The sequence below is a fragment of the Bacillus sp. SORGH_AS_0510 genome (assembly GCF_030818775.1).
Taxonomy (GTDB): domain Bacteria; phylum Bacillota; class Bacilli; order Bacillales; family Cytobacillaceae; genus Neobacillus.
Map to the genome: position 1 here is coordinate 3,895,448 of NZ_JAUTAU010000001.1, position 18,712 is coordinate 3,914,159.

The 18,712-nt window shown below is 38.8% G+C and carries 19 protein-coding genes, 1 pseudogene and 1 riboswitch; of the genes and pseudogenes, 6 read left to right on the plus strand and 14 right to left on the minus strand.

Annotation, left to right across the window (positions count from 1 at the left end; genetic code table 11):
• Window positions 1-21: 21 nt before the first annotated feature.
• The 12 genes and pseudogenes from QE429_RS19915 to QE429_RS19970 all read right to left on the minus strand — a co-directional run bounded on the left by QE429_RS19915 (window position 22) and on the right by QE429_RS19970 (window position 8,918).
• Entirely contained in the window at window positions 22-381 is a 360-nt protein-coding gene (locus QE429_RS19915) for a YisL family protein (RefSeq protein ID WP_307289517.1), read from the minus strand.
• Between the two features lie 100 nt (window positions 382-481).
• Window positions 482-1,391 (minus strand): annotated as a pseudogene (locus tag QE429_RS19920) (fumarylacetoacetate hydrolase family protein).
• Window positions 1,392-1,496: 105 nt separating this feature from the next.
• A complete protein-coding gene (locus QE429_RS19925) occupies window positions 1,497-2,420 on the minus strand; it encodes a type II secretion system F family protein (protein WP_307289519.1) in 924 nt (307 codons plus the stop codon).
• A gap of 3 nt (window positions 2,421-2,423) precedes the next feature.
• Entirely contained in the window at window positions 2,424-3,287 is an 864-nt protein-coding gene (locus QE429_RS19930) for a type II secretion system F family protein (protein WP_307289520.1), read from the minus strand.
• Window positions 3,288-3,385: 98 nt separating this feature from the next.
• Window positions 3,386-4,834 carry a TadA family conjugal transfer-associated ATPase gene (locus QE429_RS19935; protein WP_307289522.1) on the minus strand — a complete coding sequence of 483 codons (1,449 nt, stop codon included), beginning with the start codon at window positions 4,832-4,834 and terminating at the stop codon, window positions 3,386-3,388.
• Window positions 4,835-4,850: 16 nt separating this feature from the next.
• The gene (locus tag QE429_RS19940; RefSeq protein ID WP_307289524.1) at window positions 4,851-5,693 is read right to left on the minus strand and encodes a CpaE/TadZ family protein; all 843 of its coding nucleotides are present in this window, start codon (window positions 5,691-5,693) and stop codon (window positions 4,851-4,853) included.
• 20 nt (window positions 5,694-5,713) lie between these two features.
• Entirely contained in the window at window positions 5,714-6,412 is a 699-nt protein-coding gene (gene cpaB, locus QE429_RS19945; RefSeq protein ID WP_307289526.1) for a Flp pilus assembly protein CpaB, read from the minus strand.
• Window positions 6,413-6,422: 10 nt separating this feature from the next.
• Window positions 6,423-7,340 (minus strand): pilus assembly protein TadG-related protein, encoded by a 918-nt coding sequence (locus QE429_RS19950; protein WP_307289528.1) that lies wholly within the window; start codon window positions 7,338-7,340, stop codon window positions 6,423-6,425.
• A 9-nt stretch (window positions 7,341-7,349) separates the two neighbouring features.
• Window positions 7,350-7,733: a TadE/TadG family type IV pilus assembly protein gene (locus QE429_RS19955; protein ID WP_307289530.1), complete on the minus strand. Its 384-nt coding sequence runs from the start codon at window positions 7,731-7,733 to the stop codon at window positions 7,350-7,352.
• Window positions 7,730-8,239: an A24 family peptidase gene (locus QE429_RS19960; protein WP_307289532.1), complete on the minus strand. Its 510-nt coding sequence runs from the start codon at window positions 8,237-8,239 to the stop codon at window positions 7,730-7,732. Before QE429_RS19960 ends, QE429_RS19955 begins: the two co-directional genes overlap by 4 nt.
• 129 nt (window positions 8,240-8,368) lie before the next feature.
• The gene (locus tag QE429_RS19965; RefSeq protein WP_307289534.1) at window positions 8,369-8,560 is read right to left on the minus strand and encodes a Flp family type IVb pilin; all 192 of its coding nucleotides are present in this window, start codon (window positions 8,558-8,560) and stop codon (window positions 8,369-8,371) included.
• 16 nt (window positions 8,561-8,576) lie between these two features.
• Window positions 8,577-8,918 carry a DUF192 domain-containing protein gene (locus QE429_RS19970; RefSeq protein WP_307289535.1) on the minus strand — a complete coding sequence of 114 codons (342 nt, stop codon included), beginning with the start codon at window positions 8,916-8,918 and terminating at the stop codon, window positions 8,577-8,579.
• A gap of 126 nt (window positions 8,919-9,044) precedes the next feature.
• Window positions 9,045-9,131: riboswitch (cyclic di-GMP riboswitch) on the minus strand.
• A 260-nt stretch (window positions 9,132-9,391) separates the two neighbouring features.
• On the opposite strand from QE429_RS19970, the gene QE429_RS19975 reads away from it, so the two are divergent.
• Genes QE429_RS19975 through QE429_RS20000 form a run of 6 tightly spaced genes read left to right on the plus strand, consistent with a single transcriptional unit; the run spans window position 9,392 to window position 11,385 of the window.
• Window positions 9,392-9,613, plus strand: a complete 222-nt coding sequence (locus QE429_RS19975) for a spore germination protein (RefSeq protein ID WP_307289536.1) — start codon at window positions 9,392-9,394, stop codon at window positions 9,611-9,613.
• Window positions 9,614-9,630: 17 nt separating this feature from the next.
• A complete protein-coding gene (locus QE429_RS19980; protein WP_307289538.1) occupies window positions 9,631-9,870 on the plus strand; it encodes a spore germination protein GerPB in 240 nt (79 codons plus the stop codon).
• A 51-nt stretch (window positions 9,871-9,921) separates the two neighbouring features.
• The gene (gene gerPC / locus QE429_RS19985) at window positions 9,922-10,539 is read left to right on the plus strand and encodes a spore germination protein GerPC (protein ID WP_307289540.1); all 618 of its coding nucleotides are present in this window, start codon (window positions 9,922-9,924) and stop codon (window positions 10,537-10,539) included.
• Window positions 10,536-10,718, plus strand: coding sequence for a spore gernimation protein GerPD (locus QE429_RS19990; RefSeq protein WP_307289541.1), 183 nt, complete (start codon window positions 10,536-10,538; stop codon window positions 10,716-10,718). The genes gerPC and QE429_RS19990 overlap by 4 nt, the downstream gene beginning before the upstream one ends.
• Before the next feature lie 3 nt (window positions 10,719-10,721).
• Window positions 10,722-11,111 carry a spore germination protein GerPE gene (locus QE429_RS19995; protein ID WP_307289542.1) on the plus strand — a complete coding sequence of 130 codons (390 nt, stop codon included), beginning with the start codon at window positions 10,722-10,724 and terminating at the stop codon, window positions 11,109-11,111.
• A 55-nt stretch (window positions 11,112-11,166) separates the two neighbouring features.
• Window positions 11,167-11,385: a spore germination protein gene (locus QE429_RS20000; RefSeq protein ID WP_307289543.1), complete on the plus strand. Its 219-nt coding sequence runs from the start codon at window positions 11,167-11,169 to the stop codon at window positions 11,383-11,385.
• A gap of 40 nt (window positions 11,386-11,425) precedes the next feature.
• Here the strand turns inward: QE429_RS20000 and addA are convergent, their stop codons facing one another.
• Both addA and addB read right to left on the minus strand, forming a co-directional pair.
• Window positions 11,426-15,208 (minus strand): helicase-exonuclease AddAB subunit AddA, encoded by a 3,783-nt coding sequence (gene addA, locus QE429_RS20005; protein ID WP_307289545.1) that lies wholly within the window; start codon window positions 15,206-15,208, stop codon window positions 11,426-11,428.
• Window positions 15,201-18,698, minus strand: a complete 3,498-nt coding sequence (gene addB / locus QE429_RS20010; protein ID WP_307289546.1) for a helicase-exonuclease AddAB subunit AddB — start codon at window positions 18,696-18,698, stop codon at window positions 15,201-15,203. The genes addA and addB overlap by 8 nt, the downstream gene beginning before the upstream one ends.
• Window positions 18,699-18,712: the final 14 nt, after the last annotated feature.

The window sequence follows — 18,712 nt, forward strand, 5'->3', positions numbered from 1 at the left end:
TGGGGGACTGTCCCCATTTTTTTACGGATGTAAAAATGACATAGGCAGTTTTACGAAGCCTAGGTATAAAACAAGTAGGAAAGCAACAATAAACTGAATCCAAAAAACGGATGTATTTCTGTTATTTCTAACTCGGCCAAGGATCATTTCTAATAATCCAATTACCCAAAGTCCGGCTACCGCTTTCAAAATATACCAGACATCAATCTTATTCACCATGAAAAGAAGTCCTAAACCTGATGCAATAATAAGAATGTATAATACGCGTAAAATCATTTGTACAATTTTTGCGCCTTTTTCTTTTCCACTTTTATGTAGGGAAAGTGCAACAAAAAATAAAATTAGAGCTAAAACCCATGCTGTAATATGACCGTGAATCATTTAGTGGCCTCCTTAAGAGTATTATTAGAGACTATCATACCATAGGCGATACAAAATTACGAAGATTAGTATGTCAAAATAGTAACAAACACGAATACCTTTATTCTTCAATTGTATTTATTAATGTTCCTATATTTTCTACATAGATTTCCACTTGGTCTCCTGGCATTAAAAATTTTGGCGGTTTAAACCCTTTTCCTACTCCCGCTGGGGTGCCAGTCGCGATAATGTCTCCAGGCTCTAGCGTCATACCCGCTGATAGAACAGCAATAATTTCTTCAACAGGAAAAATAAACTTGTCTGTATTTGAACTTTGTCTTACTTCCCCATTGACTCTTGTTTCAATATGTAAGCGGTTTGGGTTTTCAACTAAGCTTTTATGCACAATCCAGGGTCCCATTGGACAGGTGGTATCTAAACTCTTTCCAATGAAAAATTGCTTATGCTTAGATTGAAGGTCTCTAGCCGTCACATCATTAATAATCGTATATCCAAAAAACATAATCAAGTGCCTCATCCTTTTCGATTCCTCTGCCCTTTTTACCAATAATTACAGCCAGTTCCCCTTCATAATCCAATTGATTTGTAATAGACTTATGATTTAAAACAGCAGTACTTGGTCCGGTAACAGATGTAGGGGCTTTCGTAAAGACCATTACATGTTCTGGAATATCATCAACACTTCCCAATTCAAGTGCATGTTCCACGTAATTCTTGCCTACACAAAAAATATTCTTGTTTGGCCTTGGAATAGGAGCGAGGAAGGTAACTTCTTCAATAGGAAGATAATACGCTTCAACTTTTCCAGTTGTTTCTACCCAATCTAGCAAACTTTGAACTTGGTTGATGAAAGTGTCACCTAGTGCAATACATTCCTGCATTGTAGAAGGAAATACTTTATTACCAGTCCTTGCTTCTTCTGTTGGATTTAATAATAAGACCTTTGTATTCTCAGCATCTACCACCCCAACAAAATTTTCATTATTTTGCTGAACAGTTACAAATCTCATGGTTATCACCTCTAAATGAATTCATTACTACTTTAATAATAGAATAAACAGAAGAATCTAACAAATCAAAAGCACAAAAACCCCTTTGCATCGACAACAAAGGGGTTATCCATTTTTAAAAGTTTCAATAACTTGAATGACTGCAGGACCCAATAATACGATAAATAAACTAGGAAAAATGAAAAGTACTAAAGGGAATAGCATCTTAATTGGTGCTTTCATTGCTTCTTCTTCTGCACGTTGTTTTCGCTGTTCTCTTACTTCATTCGATATAACTCTTAACATTTGAACCATCCCAATTCCAAGCTTTTCCGCCTGCAAAACACTACCAATAAATGATTTTATTTCATCCACATCAAGTCTTTCTTTTATTCCCGACAAAGCCTCTCTCCGCGTTTTTCCCAAGCGAATTTCCTCTAAACATCGGTGCAATTCCATTGCGAGAGGACCCTCTTTCTTTGCGACCACTTTACTTATCGCAGCATCAAACCCGAGTCCTGCTTCAAGACTAACAGTCAAAAGGTCTAAAATATCCGGGAATTCTCTTAATGCCAAATGGTTCCTTGTCTTCATTTTCTGTTTTAAATAAAAATGAGGGGTAAAAAAACCAATTAGGATTCCAAATAAAACGAATATCACCACGATTCCTTTCCCAGCCTCTAATAGAGCACCATATCCAAAGAAAATCAGTGGGAGAACAATAATGGATATCACTTGAACGATTCGGAAGTCAACCGCAGTCATACCAAAAGGACTTCCAGCCATTTGAACCTTTTTATCAATTTTTGCTTCCTTTTCCCCTGGCATCCTCTTTTTAAAGCTCTTTTTAAACTCCACAAACAACGGTAAAATGAATCGTTTATAAAAGGACAGATGCGTTTCTACCAGTAAACCAGGTTTGTTTTCTTGTTCAGTATTTAATAAAAAGAAATTTAACCGTTCTTGAATCGAACCTTTTTTCTCGGTTCTTAAATTGAAAATACCATAGATACTTAAGGTGACAGTTAAAAAGAATGAAAGATAAATCATCTTCTACACCTCAATAGTAGTGATTTTTTTAATTAGTACAAACCCAATAATACCCGAAATAACCCCAGCTCCTACCATTGCTAATCCAATGGGATTACGAAAAAGTCCACCAATATAGTCCGGCTGGATTAAGTAAAGAAGAAAACCGAGAATTACTGGTAATAAGGCAATGACATAGCCCGACAAACGCCCCTGAGCTGTAAGAGTTGTAATTTGCCGCTGAATTTTAGTTCGGTCACGAATGGTTTCAGTAATCTTGTCGAGTACTGTAGCAAGATTACCGCCAACCTGTCTTTGAATCAAGATTGCCTGAATCATCAAATCTAAATCCTCACTGGGCATTCGTTCGTATAAGTCTTTGAGAGCATCTTCAATTCCTTTACCAAATTGCATTTCCTTGATTACATAATCAATTTCTTCCTTTATTGGAGATGCCGCTTCCTCTGCCACCGACTTCAATGCCTGTGGAAAGCTAAAACCTGCTCTCAAACTGCCAACAATGGTAGTGATCATGTCTGCAAGACCTTCATTGAATTTTGTAATTCGTTCCCGTTGTTTCTTTCCCAGATACCATTTTGGCAGGAAGAAACCAATAACACCACCAAAAGGAAGGAATATCCATTTATCAGTCAATAGATAGAATACCCCACCCATAAATGCCGTTGAGATCCATTGAAAAAGAATGTATTCTTCTGGTTTTAACGGCAAACCTGCTTGAGCAATTTTTAATTCCAGTCGATTGTTTTTTTCCTTCGTTAAAACTTTCTTCTGAATTTTTTCTTTCATCACTTTTAGAAAAGAGATTTGTTTGCCTTCCACTTTTTCTCTGCTTACCTTTTCTTCCTCAATGGACAGATAGTGTTGCATTCGACTTTGCAACCTATTTTCCGAGCGAAAAAATAACCTTAAAATAAATAGAAAAAATAAAGTGGAAGTGAGTAAAAAGAAAAGTACTAGCAGGGGCATCATTTTCTCCACTCCTCTTGTTGATCAATAAACACAGATGCTGGAATATGAATACCAGAGGCCTCCAGCTTCTCATAAAATTTCGGCCTTACACCTGTTGGGACCAGCCTGCCAATAATTTTACCTTCAGGGCTCAAGCCTTCCTGTTGATAGGCAAAAATATCTTGAAGAACAATGATATCGCCTTCCATCCCCTGTACTTCAGTAATATTAGTAATTTTTCTAGAACCATCTTTTAATCGTGATTGTTGAATGATGACGTCAATTGCACCAGCTATCTGTTCCCTAATCGCTTTAATTGGCAGGTCGACTCCTGCTAATAAAACCATCGTTTCAAGCCTGGCAATCATATCTCTTGGACTATTTGAGTGTCCTGTAGCAAGCGAACCGTCATGTCCCGTATTCATGGCTTGAAGCATATCGAGGGCCTCTCCTCCACGGACCTCACCAATTATGACTCTGTCTGGTCTCATCCTTAATGAGTTCCTAACAAGGTCACGAATGGAAATCGCACCTTTCCCTTCAATATTAGGCGGACGCGATTCTAGCGATACCACATGCTCTTGTCCTAACTGAATTTCGGCAGCATCCTCAATAGTGACAATTCTCTCATCTTCAGGGATAAAATTGGACAAGACATTAAGAGTGGTTGTTTTTCCTGAACCTGTTCCACCACTTACAAACATATTTAATCTTGCTTTTACGCATGCATCAAGGAAAATAGCCATCTCCTCTGTAACAGTTCCAAAATTAATTAAATCCTCGATCTGATACGGGTCCTTAGAAAATTTACGTATGGTAATGGTTGGTCCATTTAATGCCAAAGGAGGAATGATCGCGTTCACACGAGATCCATCCGGAAGCCTGGCATCTACCATCGGTGAGCTTTCATCAATCCTTCGACCGAGTGGAGCAACAATCTTTTCAATAACGCTCATAACATGTTCATTATCACGAAATTGTACTGATGTTAATACTAGCTTTCCTTTCCGCTCACAATACACTTGATTAGGTCCATTTACCATAACCTCGGATACGTCCTCATCCAAAAGAAGAGGATTAATTGGACCAAAGCCTGTTAAATCATTAATTAGTTCATTTACGACTTTTTTTCTATCGATTTGTCCACGGAAATCCTCATCCTCTTTAATAATTTCTACAGCCATTCCATCTAATTGAGGGATGATTTCGTCAATTTCCTGTTCCTTTAGCTCATGTAATATTTTTTTATGGAGAACATTCTTCAGTTCCTGGTTTTTGTCAACCTGACGAACCTTTACGGTCTCTCTTTTACTTTCTTTCTTTGTCTCTTTGGGCTTTTGTTCCCTAAAGACTTGTCTAACTTCCAACACTTGTGAAGGAATCGGAACTTCATGCGTGATATCTATTAATTTTGGTTCTCTAACGAATTGATTGTTCTTTTCTTGGATTCGATTTAATAGACCCATTATCCAATCAACCCCCTTACGATCGTTTCTTGGAAAACCATTTGGATATTGAATGATTTTTTTTCGTTTTCGGAGAAATTATGCTATTCATGCTTGTTAATGACTCAGCCATCTTAAATATGCCTTTTGCCACATCTGATTTCGCATGTTTGATGACAAAAGGAACACCGAGATTAATAGATTGCGAACAAATCTGAAAATCATTAGGAATATTTATTGGATTCTCTGCTGCTAATATTTTCGCAGCATCTGTTGCATTAATGACACTTTCCATATTCGCTCTATTAATAATGATTCGTACCCTTTCTTTCAGTCCAAGAATATCGAGTGTTTCCAAAAATAGCTTAGTATTTTTTAAAGAAGCCATCTCTAAATTTGTCACCACTAGGATTTGATCCGCCCTCTCAATGAAACGAATTGATGGTTCGTTTAAACCCACAGGCGTATCAACGACAAGATAATCATGACTAGCCAAAAGAAGGTCTACTATTTTATTGGCAGCTTCGTTAGTCACTAAGTCTGCAAATTCCGGCCTTTCTGGAGCAGTCAAAACGTTCACTCCGCTGTCATGAACGGCCAAATAATTAGTCAGGCTATGCTCATCGATTGAGGCTATTCCTTCTAAAACTTCCTTAATCGTGAGTGAGAATTTTAAATCCATAGCTAGATTTACATCACCGAATTGAAAATCCCCATCTAAAATAGCGACCGAGGCATTTTTCTTTTTTAATGCTACAGCTAAATTTACGGTTAGTGTGGTACGACCAATCCCGCCTTTTGCACTGCAGACAGCAAGCATCTTTCCACGTTGTGGACCCATATTTTGTTGTGCTGTTTGCATATTATCCTGGCTTGTCATGAATCGTCACCTTCCATTATTTATTGATTTCTTGTAATAGTACCTTCATCCATTATTGGACGCTTATTTAGAATCAAGTGGATTTTTCCTTCTTCTGAAGCATTCACAAGCTTAAGTGCATCTTCTGGTTTTAATTCTACCGTTACCGAGCTATATTCCGTATAAGGCTCCTTCGTCTGTTCTGGCGTTTGCATTTTTCTCCCCACAGCTAAAACCCTTGCTTTTTCCAGCAATATTTCCGATTGGGTAACATCCTTATTTGTAGCATCTTTAACTACTTTTGTGAAAACAACATCCACTTCATCCTCAGGTTCAATTAAATTCGAGACGGATTGATTAATATTTACCCCTATGGTTACAGCTCGATACCCTTCCCTGACTTTCCTTGAAACGTAAACCCCTTCTTCTTTCTCCGATCCAATTCGATGAGTTAAAATCGGCTCCCCTTTTTCAATCATCGCTAATGCAAGTTTTCCTTCTGCATCCTCAACTGTCTTTATTGTTTGTGGAAGTACATCTTTTGCCGTCTTTTGTACAACCTCTAATTTATCGGCCGTTATTTTTTCATTTTTATCAATTTTTTCTTTCGCCACCACTACTCCAACCGTTGCCACGGTAGAAACCTTTTGTGTTCCCATTTGCTTTGTATATTGAAAAAACAAAAATGTTGTGATAATTCCCATCACAAGTGAGAGAATTAATACTATTTTCGGCTTCAATTTGCTTCACCTACTCCGTTAATCGTATGCTGTATGCTCCTCTGTCCTTCGCACCTTCATCAAAAGTCCCTGCTCCGGCCCTTTTTATAAAAACTCCTTTTATAGAGGTATCTGTCGAACTCATTGGGTCAGTAATATAAAAATAGGCAAAACCAGTAACCTTTACTTGCTTTAATTGATTACTTGTAAAGTTGTAAGGCTTATAAACCGGTATAAGTAGAATTCTGGAACAACTTCGTAAACTGTAATCACCTGGCGGCTGTGTACAGCCATTTACTCGCTCGTTTATTGCTGACCGTGTACTTCCTGCTATATTCCCTGTTTGTGTATCCACAACATCGCCAATTTTTAGAAGTTCCGAATATCCATATCTTAAATTTTGTTCATAGGTTTTTGCTCCTGGTCCACTAAGTGCCAAAATGCCAAAATTCCCTGATGACACTCCTGAAGAATCAACTTTTAATAAGTAAGTTTTGTTATATTCCAGAATCACACTCTCGTCGATTCCTAATGGAGCGGCACCTACTGCTTTTCCTATCACACCTAATCCTGCTGCAGCTCTAGCTGTGACGTCCGTTTTTTCAAAACCAAAAATTTTCATAAACGTCATGTTTACTGATTTCGTTAGGTGGATGGTAACTTTACTTCCCATGTTAATACCAAGATTGGTTAACGTGTTCGCTGCTTTATGAGAATCTAAGATATATTGCACGGTATCAGTCACTTTTTGTTCTGTATTTGGCAGCTCTTGAGCCCCTGAAAGGACGGCTGCATTTGCTACCTTTTGCAGCTTTGCTTTTTCCATATAAATTAAGCCTCCATCTATGGCTAATCCTGCCATACAGAGGATGGTCATTAGCGAGATTGCACCAAGAATGAGGGCATTCCCTTGCTCACCCTTAAATAAACTAGTAAAAAATTTTCGCATATTTATCCCTCACTCTACGCGAATCGTTGAATTTGTTTCAATGGCAAAATCGGAGGGGAAGAACTTGGAAATCATAGGAGTTAAAAATGTCATTGGATACTTCAGCTTGACTGTTACATAGTCTCCCGAACGCCTAACCGTATCCGCTGGAGTGATTGTTACCTGTAATTTTGTCGTATCCCCTAAATGGACATATTGGTGGGCGAAAGTTGAAATGTCAGCATCCTTCTTTCCCAGACCACCTAGTCTAACTGTTTCCTGAGCCGCCATTTGCAAATGCGCATAGGAATATATCACTCGACCAAAATCAAGGATTCCTACTAAAATCAATAGAAAAATAGGAATAATTAGCGCTGTTTCTACCAACGATTGGCCACGTTCATCTTTTTTCATTGGAAAAGGGCTCCAGGGAAATATACTTGAAAGATGGCTCCTGCCGCAATAGCGACGCCATAAGGAAGCGTGGTTTTGACCGACTCATTTTCCTCGAGAAGAGAAAGCCTCATTCCATGCCGCAGACCATGCATTAGGTATAATAATCTCTTTAAAAATCCTTTACGGTAAAGAATAAATAGGATAGCCATAAAACCTCCAGCCAGAGCCATATAGATCGACGCCATTAATACAAAACTGATTCCCTTTAATCCGCCAATTACAGCAAGGAGTTTTACATCACCAGCACCCATTCCTCCAAGGAGATAAGGAATTAATAGGATTCCTAACCCTACAGCCGTACCAAGGAGTGCCCCTGTTAATCCGCTCCATCCAGCGGTAATGGAGTGAAAAATCCATGCTATAAATAAAAAGGGAAATAAAACCTTATTATAAATTTTCCGTTCCTTTAAGTCGGTAATCACACATATAATCAGGAGGATCATTAGTAGTAAGTTACTCCACACTTATATATCTCTCCTTTCCTATTCGTAGGTATGGTTTATAACTATTTTCTTGAAAGAAAAATAGCCTCACGTTTATATTGAACGCAAGGCTATAAGGAAATAGCTAAGTTAAATCAAGATAAATAAATATTATTGAGTCCCGCCGCCTGCACCAGCACTTGTTAATGCGTCCTTTGCATCCGTAAATAACTTAACAACTTGATCTTTCATTACTAGTAATACTGCTACAGCGCCAACCGCAATTAGTCCTAAAACTAACCCATACTCAGTCATACCTTGTCCTTGTTCTTCAGTAAATAAAGCTTTCATTTTTTTCATCATTTGTAAAAACCCCTTTTCATTTTATAGTTAAATAGTTTCCAATTTTTGTTTCCGTTTGCTGAATCGTGCCTGCTGGCACCTCTAATACTGACTTTGCTCTTTTGTGATACTTCCCTACTGTTGCGGGCTTTACCGTTTCGTCCAGGCCGACAATTTCAAGATCTTCACTTAAGTAAATGACATCGATGGAATAATTCATGAAGAAAGTATGAATGGATTGGCAGGGTTGGATTAATAAGCCGTGTCCTGCTGGTAAACTTTTCGAAAACATCAGTCCTTTTAATCTTTTAAAAAAGGTATCAGCTGTTGATAGATGGTTTGCCAGTTCCGCTCCGTTTGACAGATTCACGACTTTCACTCATTTCACCTCCGATAATAAAAATAACCCCGCCTTTACCGAAAGGGGGGTTAAAAATAAGCGCACCTAAATATACATAGATAAACTATGGATAAATAGTATCACTACTATGAAACACCCTGTTCTTTCGGTAACTGGCTGGCGTAGTGCAAAAGCACCTTAGCCCCTTTAGCTTTGCGTCGCTGATTTTCATCAGTTTTGCCTTTATCGAGAATCAGTGTTTGTTTGTCCGACTGATCTCTTATTCACATAATAGAACTTTTTCCCCTCAAAGAGCATCCTACTAAAATACTATTTTATTTCAAAGGAGTTAGGTATATTTACCCATTTCCGACTAAAACCCTTATAAAATCAACAATAAATGCGTATATATCCTCAAATTACCTATACTGCCAATTTATTTAGGCTAACCATTCACCATACATTCGCCCATACATATAATTTATAGATAACAATTAAAAAGGATGTTGATCATGCCAGCCATCGTTGGAGTTGCACAGGTAATTACCTTAGGAAGCAGTTCAGTATTCCATATTGGCGACGTATATAAAATTATGCCATTTTCTAATGCCAAAACATTCTCAGGAGCCGGGTCATTTAATACAGGGGAAAATTTGCGTCTAAACAACAATTCAAGTTCTACTAACACATCGGATGCAGATGTTATTGATCAAGGAATTGCCCTAAATGCTTAACAATTGGGTGGTCTAACATGAATTACTATATACAACAATCCATTCAAGTAAATTGCATAAGAATTGGGAGTATTTCCAATTCCTCTGTCATGCAAATTGGCAGTGCTGGAATGATAAAACCATCTGCCTATCTTTATAATACTGGTGGTTTTACAGAACCCGCCCCCAAGCCAATTAAAGCCCTTGGAAGCTTAGTGGGTACCCCCGCCGTGCCATTACAGGCAGCTGTTAGAAAAAAAGAAAATGTAGACAAATAATTCTCATCCATCTTTTGGGTTTAACGAGACTACCTACTGTGAGGTGATTTCATGTATCAAGATTATTCCCAATACCTTCAATGGCTGCAAATGTATATTCAAGCACAGGAAAAGAGAATCGTTGCATTGGAGACTACCCTTCAAAAAATGCAAGAAGAGATGAAGCAACTAAAAGAGAAACAGCCCATACATGTCGATAAAATTGAATATAAATTTGATCAATTGAAGGTAGAAACTCTTGAAGGGACATTAAATATCGGTCTTAATCCTTCTGAATTATCTGAAATCGAAGATTTTGCAGTCCAAAATCAGCAATTAAACGTCCCACCGACAGCCCCTAAAAATCAAATGCAACGTTCGATGAAAATTGAAGAGGCGATCTACAGATATCTTGAAACTGATTTACCCTCAATTGTAGAGTCCACTCAAAGAGAATTAAATGTTCCAGCAAATGAAGCCTATTTATCCTTTATCAAACAGGATATAACCAAGCAGCTTCCTAACCGAATTGAACATCACATAAGGGTTAACGCAAATACCCATCGGTCATCAGAAAATACAAATGTAGATGACAGTATCATTGACGCAATTAAGCAGGAGATAAAAAATGGCGTAACCGTATTTTTTACTAACCTGCCAGCACACGTGAAAGGGATGAAAGCGGAATGAACTTTGAAGTCTATAACCGAGAGCTTATCGTCCAAAATATAAAAGTTATTGGCGTTGCCAGTTCATCACTAGTCTTGGTTGGCGACGCGGAAACCATTCAATTGGCATCCACCTTTGATACACCGGCAGAATCATTAATAATTGGCCCATTTGTACCGCTCCAATCGGAAGTGACTTGATTCATGCTTAATAGAACCTCTTGTGTAGATGCTATTAATATAGACATTGTATCGTTTTCTTCTATCCTGCAACTAGGGGATTCATGTATTATTAATGGTCTATCCAGAGCACTCGCAGTACAACGGGAAGCAGAGGAGTTTTATGGATATGAAGGAAATTACGGAGCGTATCCCGTCTATTACGAACCCATCCCTTTGGAACCAGTTACTGAGGACATATCAATGGTTCAGCATCATGTAAATCCAATTATTAAAGTTCATAACATTGATTTTATCGCTATATCATCCTCCTCCCTACTACATGTCGGCAACACCCAGCATGTTTCGATGGAAGTCCGGGTTAAGCATATTAGACAACTTCTTCCTGTTCCACATGATGAACAAGGACAATGATGAAAGCATAGTTTATATATTATATTGTATCAGTTACTAATAAAGGATGTTTTATATGCCAGCGATTATCGGTCCGGTACAAATCGTTAACGTGGGTGGGGGAATTGTGCAATTTGGGGACGCATTATATATTTCACCAAAGAGCGGCTCCAAAACAAATGCTGGGTCAGGAGCATTTAATACTGGTGGATTCATTGTAAATAATAATGGATTAAGCGGAACAAATGTCCTTGATACCAACCTAATCGACCAACCTATAGCAGGTAACAATTAAAAAATGAGTCTGACTATTGAGTCAGCCTCATTTTTTTTCTTTATTCATTTACCTTCAAAACATGCGCTCCATCAAAGAAGAACAAATATCGTTCAGTAACTTTTCTTCTCCATATTTGTTCAATCGCCTTTGTATATAAATTAATTTGCAGTTTATATCGGTCTTCTAGGATTGATATTGCTTGTGCAAAGCCGCCTTTATATCTGTCCGTAATTCCATCTGATTTATAATCAATAAGAACCAGGCCCTCTTCATCTTCTAGGATACAGTCAATGATTCCTTGGACAAAAACACTTTCATCTGCACCCTTCCAATCTGGATATACTTCTTTTGCAGGCAATGAGAGTGTAAATGGGATTTCCCGATGGATGGCTTTTGAATGAAAATATCTCTGACCCAACTCAGAATGAAAAAACTGAACAATTAATGGGCTATCAATTACCTCTGCTTGCTCTCGGGTGAGCAGCTCATTATGAATCATCCAGTCTAGCTGCTCCCTAATGGATTCCTCACTAACTGGTTTAGATATGTCCACATGTTGCATGACCATATGCATGGCTGTACCACGCTCAGCAGGACTTAATTGTTTCTCCTGCATGAACTTTGGACGCTTTGAAATGGTTTTCTTAAAATGACGGACGAGTTCTGTGCCACTATGTTCATCTGCTACTTCCCTACTCCGCTTGATCTCTGATACAGATTGTTTTGAGCGATGTACCGCTGCGTTAGGGTAAGCATATTCCCAGGTTAAACGGTCTCTAATTTCCTCTGTATATGGTGAACCTGCAGGTACTGATTCAGATTTTTGAACTTTCTCCATATAGTAGTCCTGTTCCATTTCTAATGCTAGTTCCTGGTTCTTGATTTCTTCTGCATTTATCAATGAAATGTTCCAAGAAGACGGATGGTTGGTAATTTCCGTAGGGATAAGAACAGAGGTTTCTCCATTCATTCTTAGTTCTCTACAGTCCTGATGGCGAATGAGTGCCGGACCAATCCAATCGATATAACTAGCAGCAGCTGCTCTTTCATAATCTTTTAACAGCCACGCTGTATTAGAGGAGACATCAATCCATTGATCCATCTTTTTTAATGCATCCTTTAATGTAGCCGTTGCATATAGCTTTTCTTTCGCCCTTGTCATTGCTACATACAACACTCGCATCTCCTCAGCAAGCATTTCCATTTTCTTTTTCCGTTTAAATGCAATCTGCGGTAGAGATGGGTATGAGATTCGTTTCTTAATATTGACATACTTAGCTGCAAATCCGTATTCCTTATCCAACATATATGGTTTACGAATATCGGACAGATTAAATTGTCTTGCCATTCCAGCCATAAATACTACTGGAAATTCAAGTCCTTTACTGCTGTGGATGGTCATAATTCGAACAACATCTTCCTGCTCACCTAATGCTCTAGCAGCTCCTAAGTCATCCCCTCTTTCAATCATACGTTCAATAAACCGTAAAAAGCGGAATAATCCTCGGAATGAGGTTTGTTCATATTGACGTGCTCTGTCGTACAGGGCTCTCAAATTCGCTTGGCGCTGCTTTCCACCAGGCAGGCCTCCGACAAAATCATAAAACTGGGTGTCACGGTATAGCTGCCAGATGAGTTCTGACAATGAGCCTTGCCTTGCCAATGAACGCCATTCAGTCAGCGCATCATAAAACCCCCGCACTTTCTCGTAAAAACCTTCTGTTGACTCATCAGGCTTACTTTGACAAAATGCAGAAACAGCGTCCCAAAAGGACCCTTTTTTCTGATGGATCCGTATTTTGGCGAGTTCTTCCTCGGTAAGTCCTACTATCGGTGAACGTAACACCGATGCAATAGGGATATCCTGGGAAGGATTATCAATGACACGAAGCAATGACATCATAATGGCTACTTCCGTTGCTTCAAAATATCCAGTGGATAAGTTAGCATAAATAGGGATACCTTGCTGCTTAAATTCCTCCATGATTTGCGGTGCCCATGTCATAGACCTTAACAAAATCACAATATCTCGATACATTACCGGCCTTTTCGATTTTGTTTTCGTGTTGTAAACAGGCGATCCTTGTGAGACTAATTCTTTTATTTTTGCCGCAATGACTCTGGCTTCGAGCTGGGATTGTTCTAGTTCTGCTGCATCAAAACCAACTGGTTCCATCTCAGCAACAGACTCTATTTCTTCTGTAGTTTCTAATGAGTCTGACTTTTGATCAATAAGGATCAGCTCAACAGGGAATGTCTCATCGTCAGGATACGGCGCTCCATTCCTAAGTTCTGCCGCTTCATCGTACTCGATTTCCCCCACTCTTACACCCATGATTTGTTTAAACAAATAATTTGTCGCCTCAAGGACTTCTTTCCGACTTCTAAAATTCCGTGCCAAATCAATTCTTAATCCAGATGATTCACCATCCATGGTAAATCGATTATACTTGCCCAAAAATAGGTTCGGCTCCGCTAATCGAAACCGATATATCGACTGTTTTACGTCTCCGACCATAAACAGATTCCCATATTGCTCATCGTCCTTGGTCACAAGTTTTAGAATCGTTTCCTGCACCATATTTGTGTCCTGGTACTCATCACAGAAAACCTCTTTAAAATGCCTTCTATAGGCAAGTGCAGCCTCTGAAGGTATAAACTCACCTTTAGCAGAAATTTCTCCAGTCAATATCTCTAGACAATAATGCTCAAGATCTGCGTAATCTACCAGGCCTTTTTCTTTCTTAGCTTTTTCAAAGTGGAATGCAAATTCTTTTACAAGGTAGATCAGAGTTTCAATTAATGGCTTCATTTCTTCCATATCACGCAAAAAGCTTTCTGGTTTACGTGAAAAGAGTTCTTCACCAATATCTTGGATTTTTTTCTTGGATTTTTCTCGCAGTTTTTGTGCCTTATCTGCTAAATCCTTATCGTATTGATCCCCTCTTACAGGTTTTGCACGTGAAAACGCCCAAGTTTGCATAGCCTGATAAAGCGTCGACCATGAATCATTTTTAGCTTTTATTAACATATCAATTACTTGTAGATCATCTATAAAGTTCTCCGCTCTAGGTGCTGGTCCATTTGGGAGTTTGGTAATTTCCAATCCCCGCTTGCTCATTTCCTTTGCAGCTTCTAATTGCAATTCAATATCAAATAAAAGTGCCTGGATAAAAGGAAGATCTTCTATATCTGTAGTCTTGTCGACATCATACATGTCCACAATTGACTGCAGGTATTTCTCTGGCAGAGGATTCGAACGAGCAAAATCATAAATAGACCGGACAATATCTTGTAAGGCATCGTCACTCCGATCACTGGTAAACGAATCAACAAGGTTAAAGAAGGTTTCGTTCTCTTGTTTGCCGTATTCTACTTCAAAAAGCTCATCCATGACTTCGTCCCGAATTAACTGTGCCTCTGTTTCATCTGCAATTCTAAAACCTGGGTCCACGTCGATTAAGTAATAATACTTACGGATTACCTCCATACAAAAAGAATGGAGCGTTGAAATAGAGGCTTTATTTAACAAGCTTAGCTGCTTTCTTAAATGTCGAGAACTTGGATCCGCATCGATCGCTTTTTCTAGAGCCTCGCCAATCCGGTGCCGCATTTCCGCCGCAGAAGCATTCGTAAACGTCACCACTAGTAATTCATCCACATTTATAGGGTCATCTGTTGAAAGAATCTTTTGAATGATTCTTTCAACAAGAACGGCTGTTTTTCCTGATCCGGCAGCAGCTGCAACGAGAATATCTTTATCCTTAGCCATGATAGCTTTCCACTGTTCATCTGTCCACGTCACATCTGCTGGTTTTGGCGGGATAAAAGCATTACTCATTTTCACTCAACTCCTCTCTGATTCGTTCAAGAACCTTATCATTCGATAGCGGTGTAATCACTCGGTAAGGATTACTTTCGATGACTTCATCTAACTGACAGACTGATTTGAAAGGACAGAAAGTACACGCCTTTTTATCCTTCTGTTTATACGGAGAAATCTCTACATGGCCATCAATAATGGCATTCCCTGATTTCTGATACAATGTCCGTACATAATTTCTTAAATCATTAAAATGCTCCATGCTGGCTACTTTCGAACGCTTTGTTAGGTTTCCATCCTTCTTAATTCCTGCAGAGATAATGTGAGAATCACCTGTCTCCAGTGTTTGGTCCATCAGTTTAATGGCTGTTTGATCACTTAACAATAGACCATTCATCTTAAACTTCTTCATGATTTCTGCTTCAATTTCATCCATTGTTAATAACTTCGTTGCATTAATAAGTGGATTATGAACATGAAAATAAAGGACACCTGCTGGACTTGCCTCCATCTCCACTAATTCTTTCGAGTAAGTCATAACTATATCCAAATAAGTAATCATTTGAAGGGAGAGACCGTAATATACATCACTCAAATGAACATCCTTTTCGCTCGATTTATAATCAATTACCCTTAAGAACACGTTATTGTCTTCGCTCTTTGCCTGGTCCACCCTATCAATTCGCCCTGCTAACTCCATTCTTTTCCCATTTTTCAACGGAAAGCTTAATGGTGGCAGCTCTGCGTTTGCTCCAAATCCTAATTCTAATCCAATTGGGGAGAAGCCACTCACTTTTGCATGCTCACTTAACACAAGTGAAGCACGCGTAATAATTTGCTCTAACTTTCGCTTTATATAGTGATGTCGCTCCGAACTCAACAAAATCTCGTTTTGTAATTTGGGAGCAATCGTGTTAACCGCTTCTTTGGACAATACCTCACATTGCTCTTTCGTTAACTGCGCCCATGAGATGTTTCGTGTATTGACAGTATCAGAAATATACTTAATAGCGGCATGAAACAGTTCTCCAATATCAGGCGCTTCTAAGCGGAAAATTTGTCTTTCTCGAAGCTTCAGACCATGCTGAGCAAAATGAGTAAAGGCACAACTATTAAACAATTCCATTCTCGAAACACTTGCCTGAATAGTATCACCATATAATTCATCTGCCACTTGTTTAGAAAGCTGGACGGTTTGGTTTGTATAAAAGAGGCTTGAGAACACTTTTTTTGCCTTTTCTTTCCCGTTGCTCTCTAGATAGTAGTTATACACATCCCACCATAGCGCTGAAACGGGATAATTACGCTTACTCAACTGAAGTTGGGCTGTTAGGTACGATAACGTTGTAGTAAAGTTTGCTACAAAGCTTAACTGCCCCTCTTCAGATAATTCCGCTGGATCAGTAACATAGTAATGTTCGTACGCTTCTGGAAACATATCTTTTATCCTCTTAATATATGAGGAGGCAATGAGGGCTTTTCCCTCATCATTTGCTAATGGATAGGTCACATAAAGCTCCTCAGATGGTGCCGTAAAAGCTTTATAGGCTAAAAAATTCTCATCTAACAAGCGTGTTCTGCTGCTAGGTGCTACCTGAATTCCCGATGTTAGAAGCATTTCCCGATCTTCATCCGATAGGATGCCCTCGTCTGAAATTTTTGCTGGTAACACACCCTCATTCACACCAACCACAAAACAGACTTTGATATCCGTTAATCTTGATTTCTCTAAGTCTCCAATTAGCACTTGGTCCAGTGCTGGTGGAATCAGAGAAAAATGTAAAGATTCAAAACCAGATTCTAATATTGCCGCAAAGGACTTTAGTGCTACTGGCTCCTCACCCAAAATCTCATCATATTGATCTAATAAATCAATAACCGCGTTCCACACCTGTTCGTGTTCCCGCATTTTTACCAGATTCCCTTTTTCCTCTGCTTCCCTTTTCCACTTTTCAAGTTTCTCAGGAATATCTAATTCTTCTAAAAACAAATAAATAGCTTCGCAAAGTTTGCGCCCTGTATCTGCTTTCTTCAATCGTCTAGAAAGGCGTAGCAGGGGTGCGGTTACCATTATCTTTAGTTCATTTAACTCCTGCTCTACTTTCCGTTCTGCATCTGTTTGTCCATTTTCTGACGACTCTAGCCCTCTAATTCTCCGAAAACTCCAGCGATCCTTTTTGGTCCACTTACTTCCATTAATACCATAGGCTAGTACATAATTTTCAAGTCTATCCATCTTCTCACGCATTTTTATTGGGTCTTCCTGTAAGGGATAGATTAATTCCGTTTTAATGACCCTGAAAATAGATTCATAGCGCCAGTAACTGTTAATGACTTCTATCGTGGAGCGAATGAGTTCAATTAATGGATGATTTAACATTGTCCTTTTTTGGTCAATAAAATAAGGAATTTGATAATCTTCAAAAACCGGTTCAACTATTTCGTGATACTCACTGCCATTTCGAATTAATAAAGCTATTTCCTTATAACGGTATTTCTTTTCCATTACTAAACGGCGAATTTCTCTTGCAATCCCTTCAATTTCAGCTCGGCGATTGACCGCTTGGCAAATATTGATAGCTGCCTTCCCAGAATAGGGAATTGCAGGACGGGCATCAAAATGCTCTTCTAAATGACATAAGGACGGATGCTCCCACTTCTTTTGTTCATGAATGACTACTGGTTCGTCCATTTCTATCCCTTGAGACCTCGCTAAATCATAAATGGAATAACAGGTCTCACCTGATAAGCGAAATAAATCAAGCTCATCTGGTGCAGAATTTAATGACAAGTGATCTGTTGTTAGTGCGATGGAAACCTTTTGGCAATGTTTCATCAATTCTGTGAGCACTCGATATTCCTGCGGAGAAAAGCTATAGAATCCATCAATATAGATTTCTGCATCTCTCAAGTAGCTAGAAGCAGAAATTTTCTCTGAAAGAAGACGAAAATAATCCTCTGAATCTATATATTTCCCAAATATTTCTTCTTCAAATTTTTGATAAATGATTTCCAAATCCATTAATTTATCGTGCAAGGCTTTAGAAGCAGTCGTTTCGCCAGATTCGAACTGTGCTGGTCCTTGTAATAATTCCTCAGGACTTATGCAATAACGCTTAAATTCAATAATCATCTGCTCTAGCTGCTGAACAAAGCCTGTCTTATCTGCAGCCCGTTGGAAGAGCTTCAATTGCTCTTTTTGTTCATCAATTATTTTTCGGATTAACATATTAATCCCGACATTGCTTAAATGCACACGGCTTATTCCACCCGTTTCCTGAAGTATTCTCCAAGCTAAACGGGAAAAACTAAATACCTGTGCCCGGATCATCCCTCCTAGCATTGGGTCAGTTGCCAAGCGGTATTCAGACAGGAATGTCATTTGATCAGGTACAATATATATAATGGGTTTTCCCTCTGGTTGGTTGATTAGCCGAGTTCGGATTTCATCAAGAAACATAGCCGTTTTGCCACTTCCTGATCGTCCAATTACCATTCTTAATGACATACGCTAACCTCATT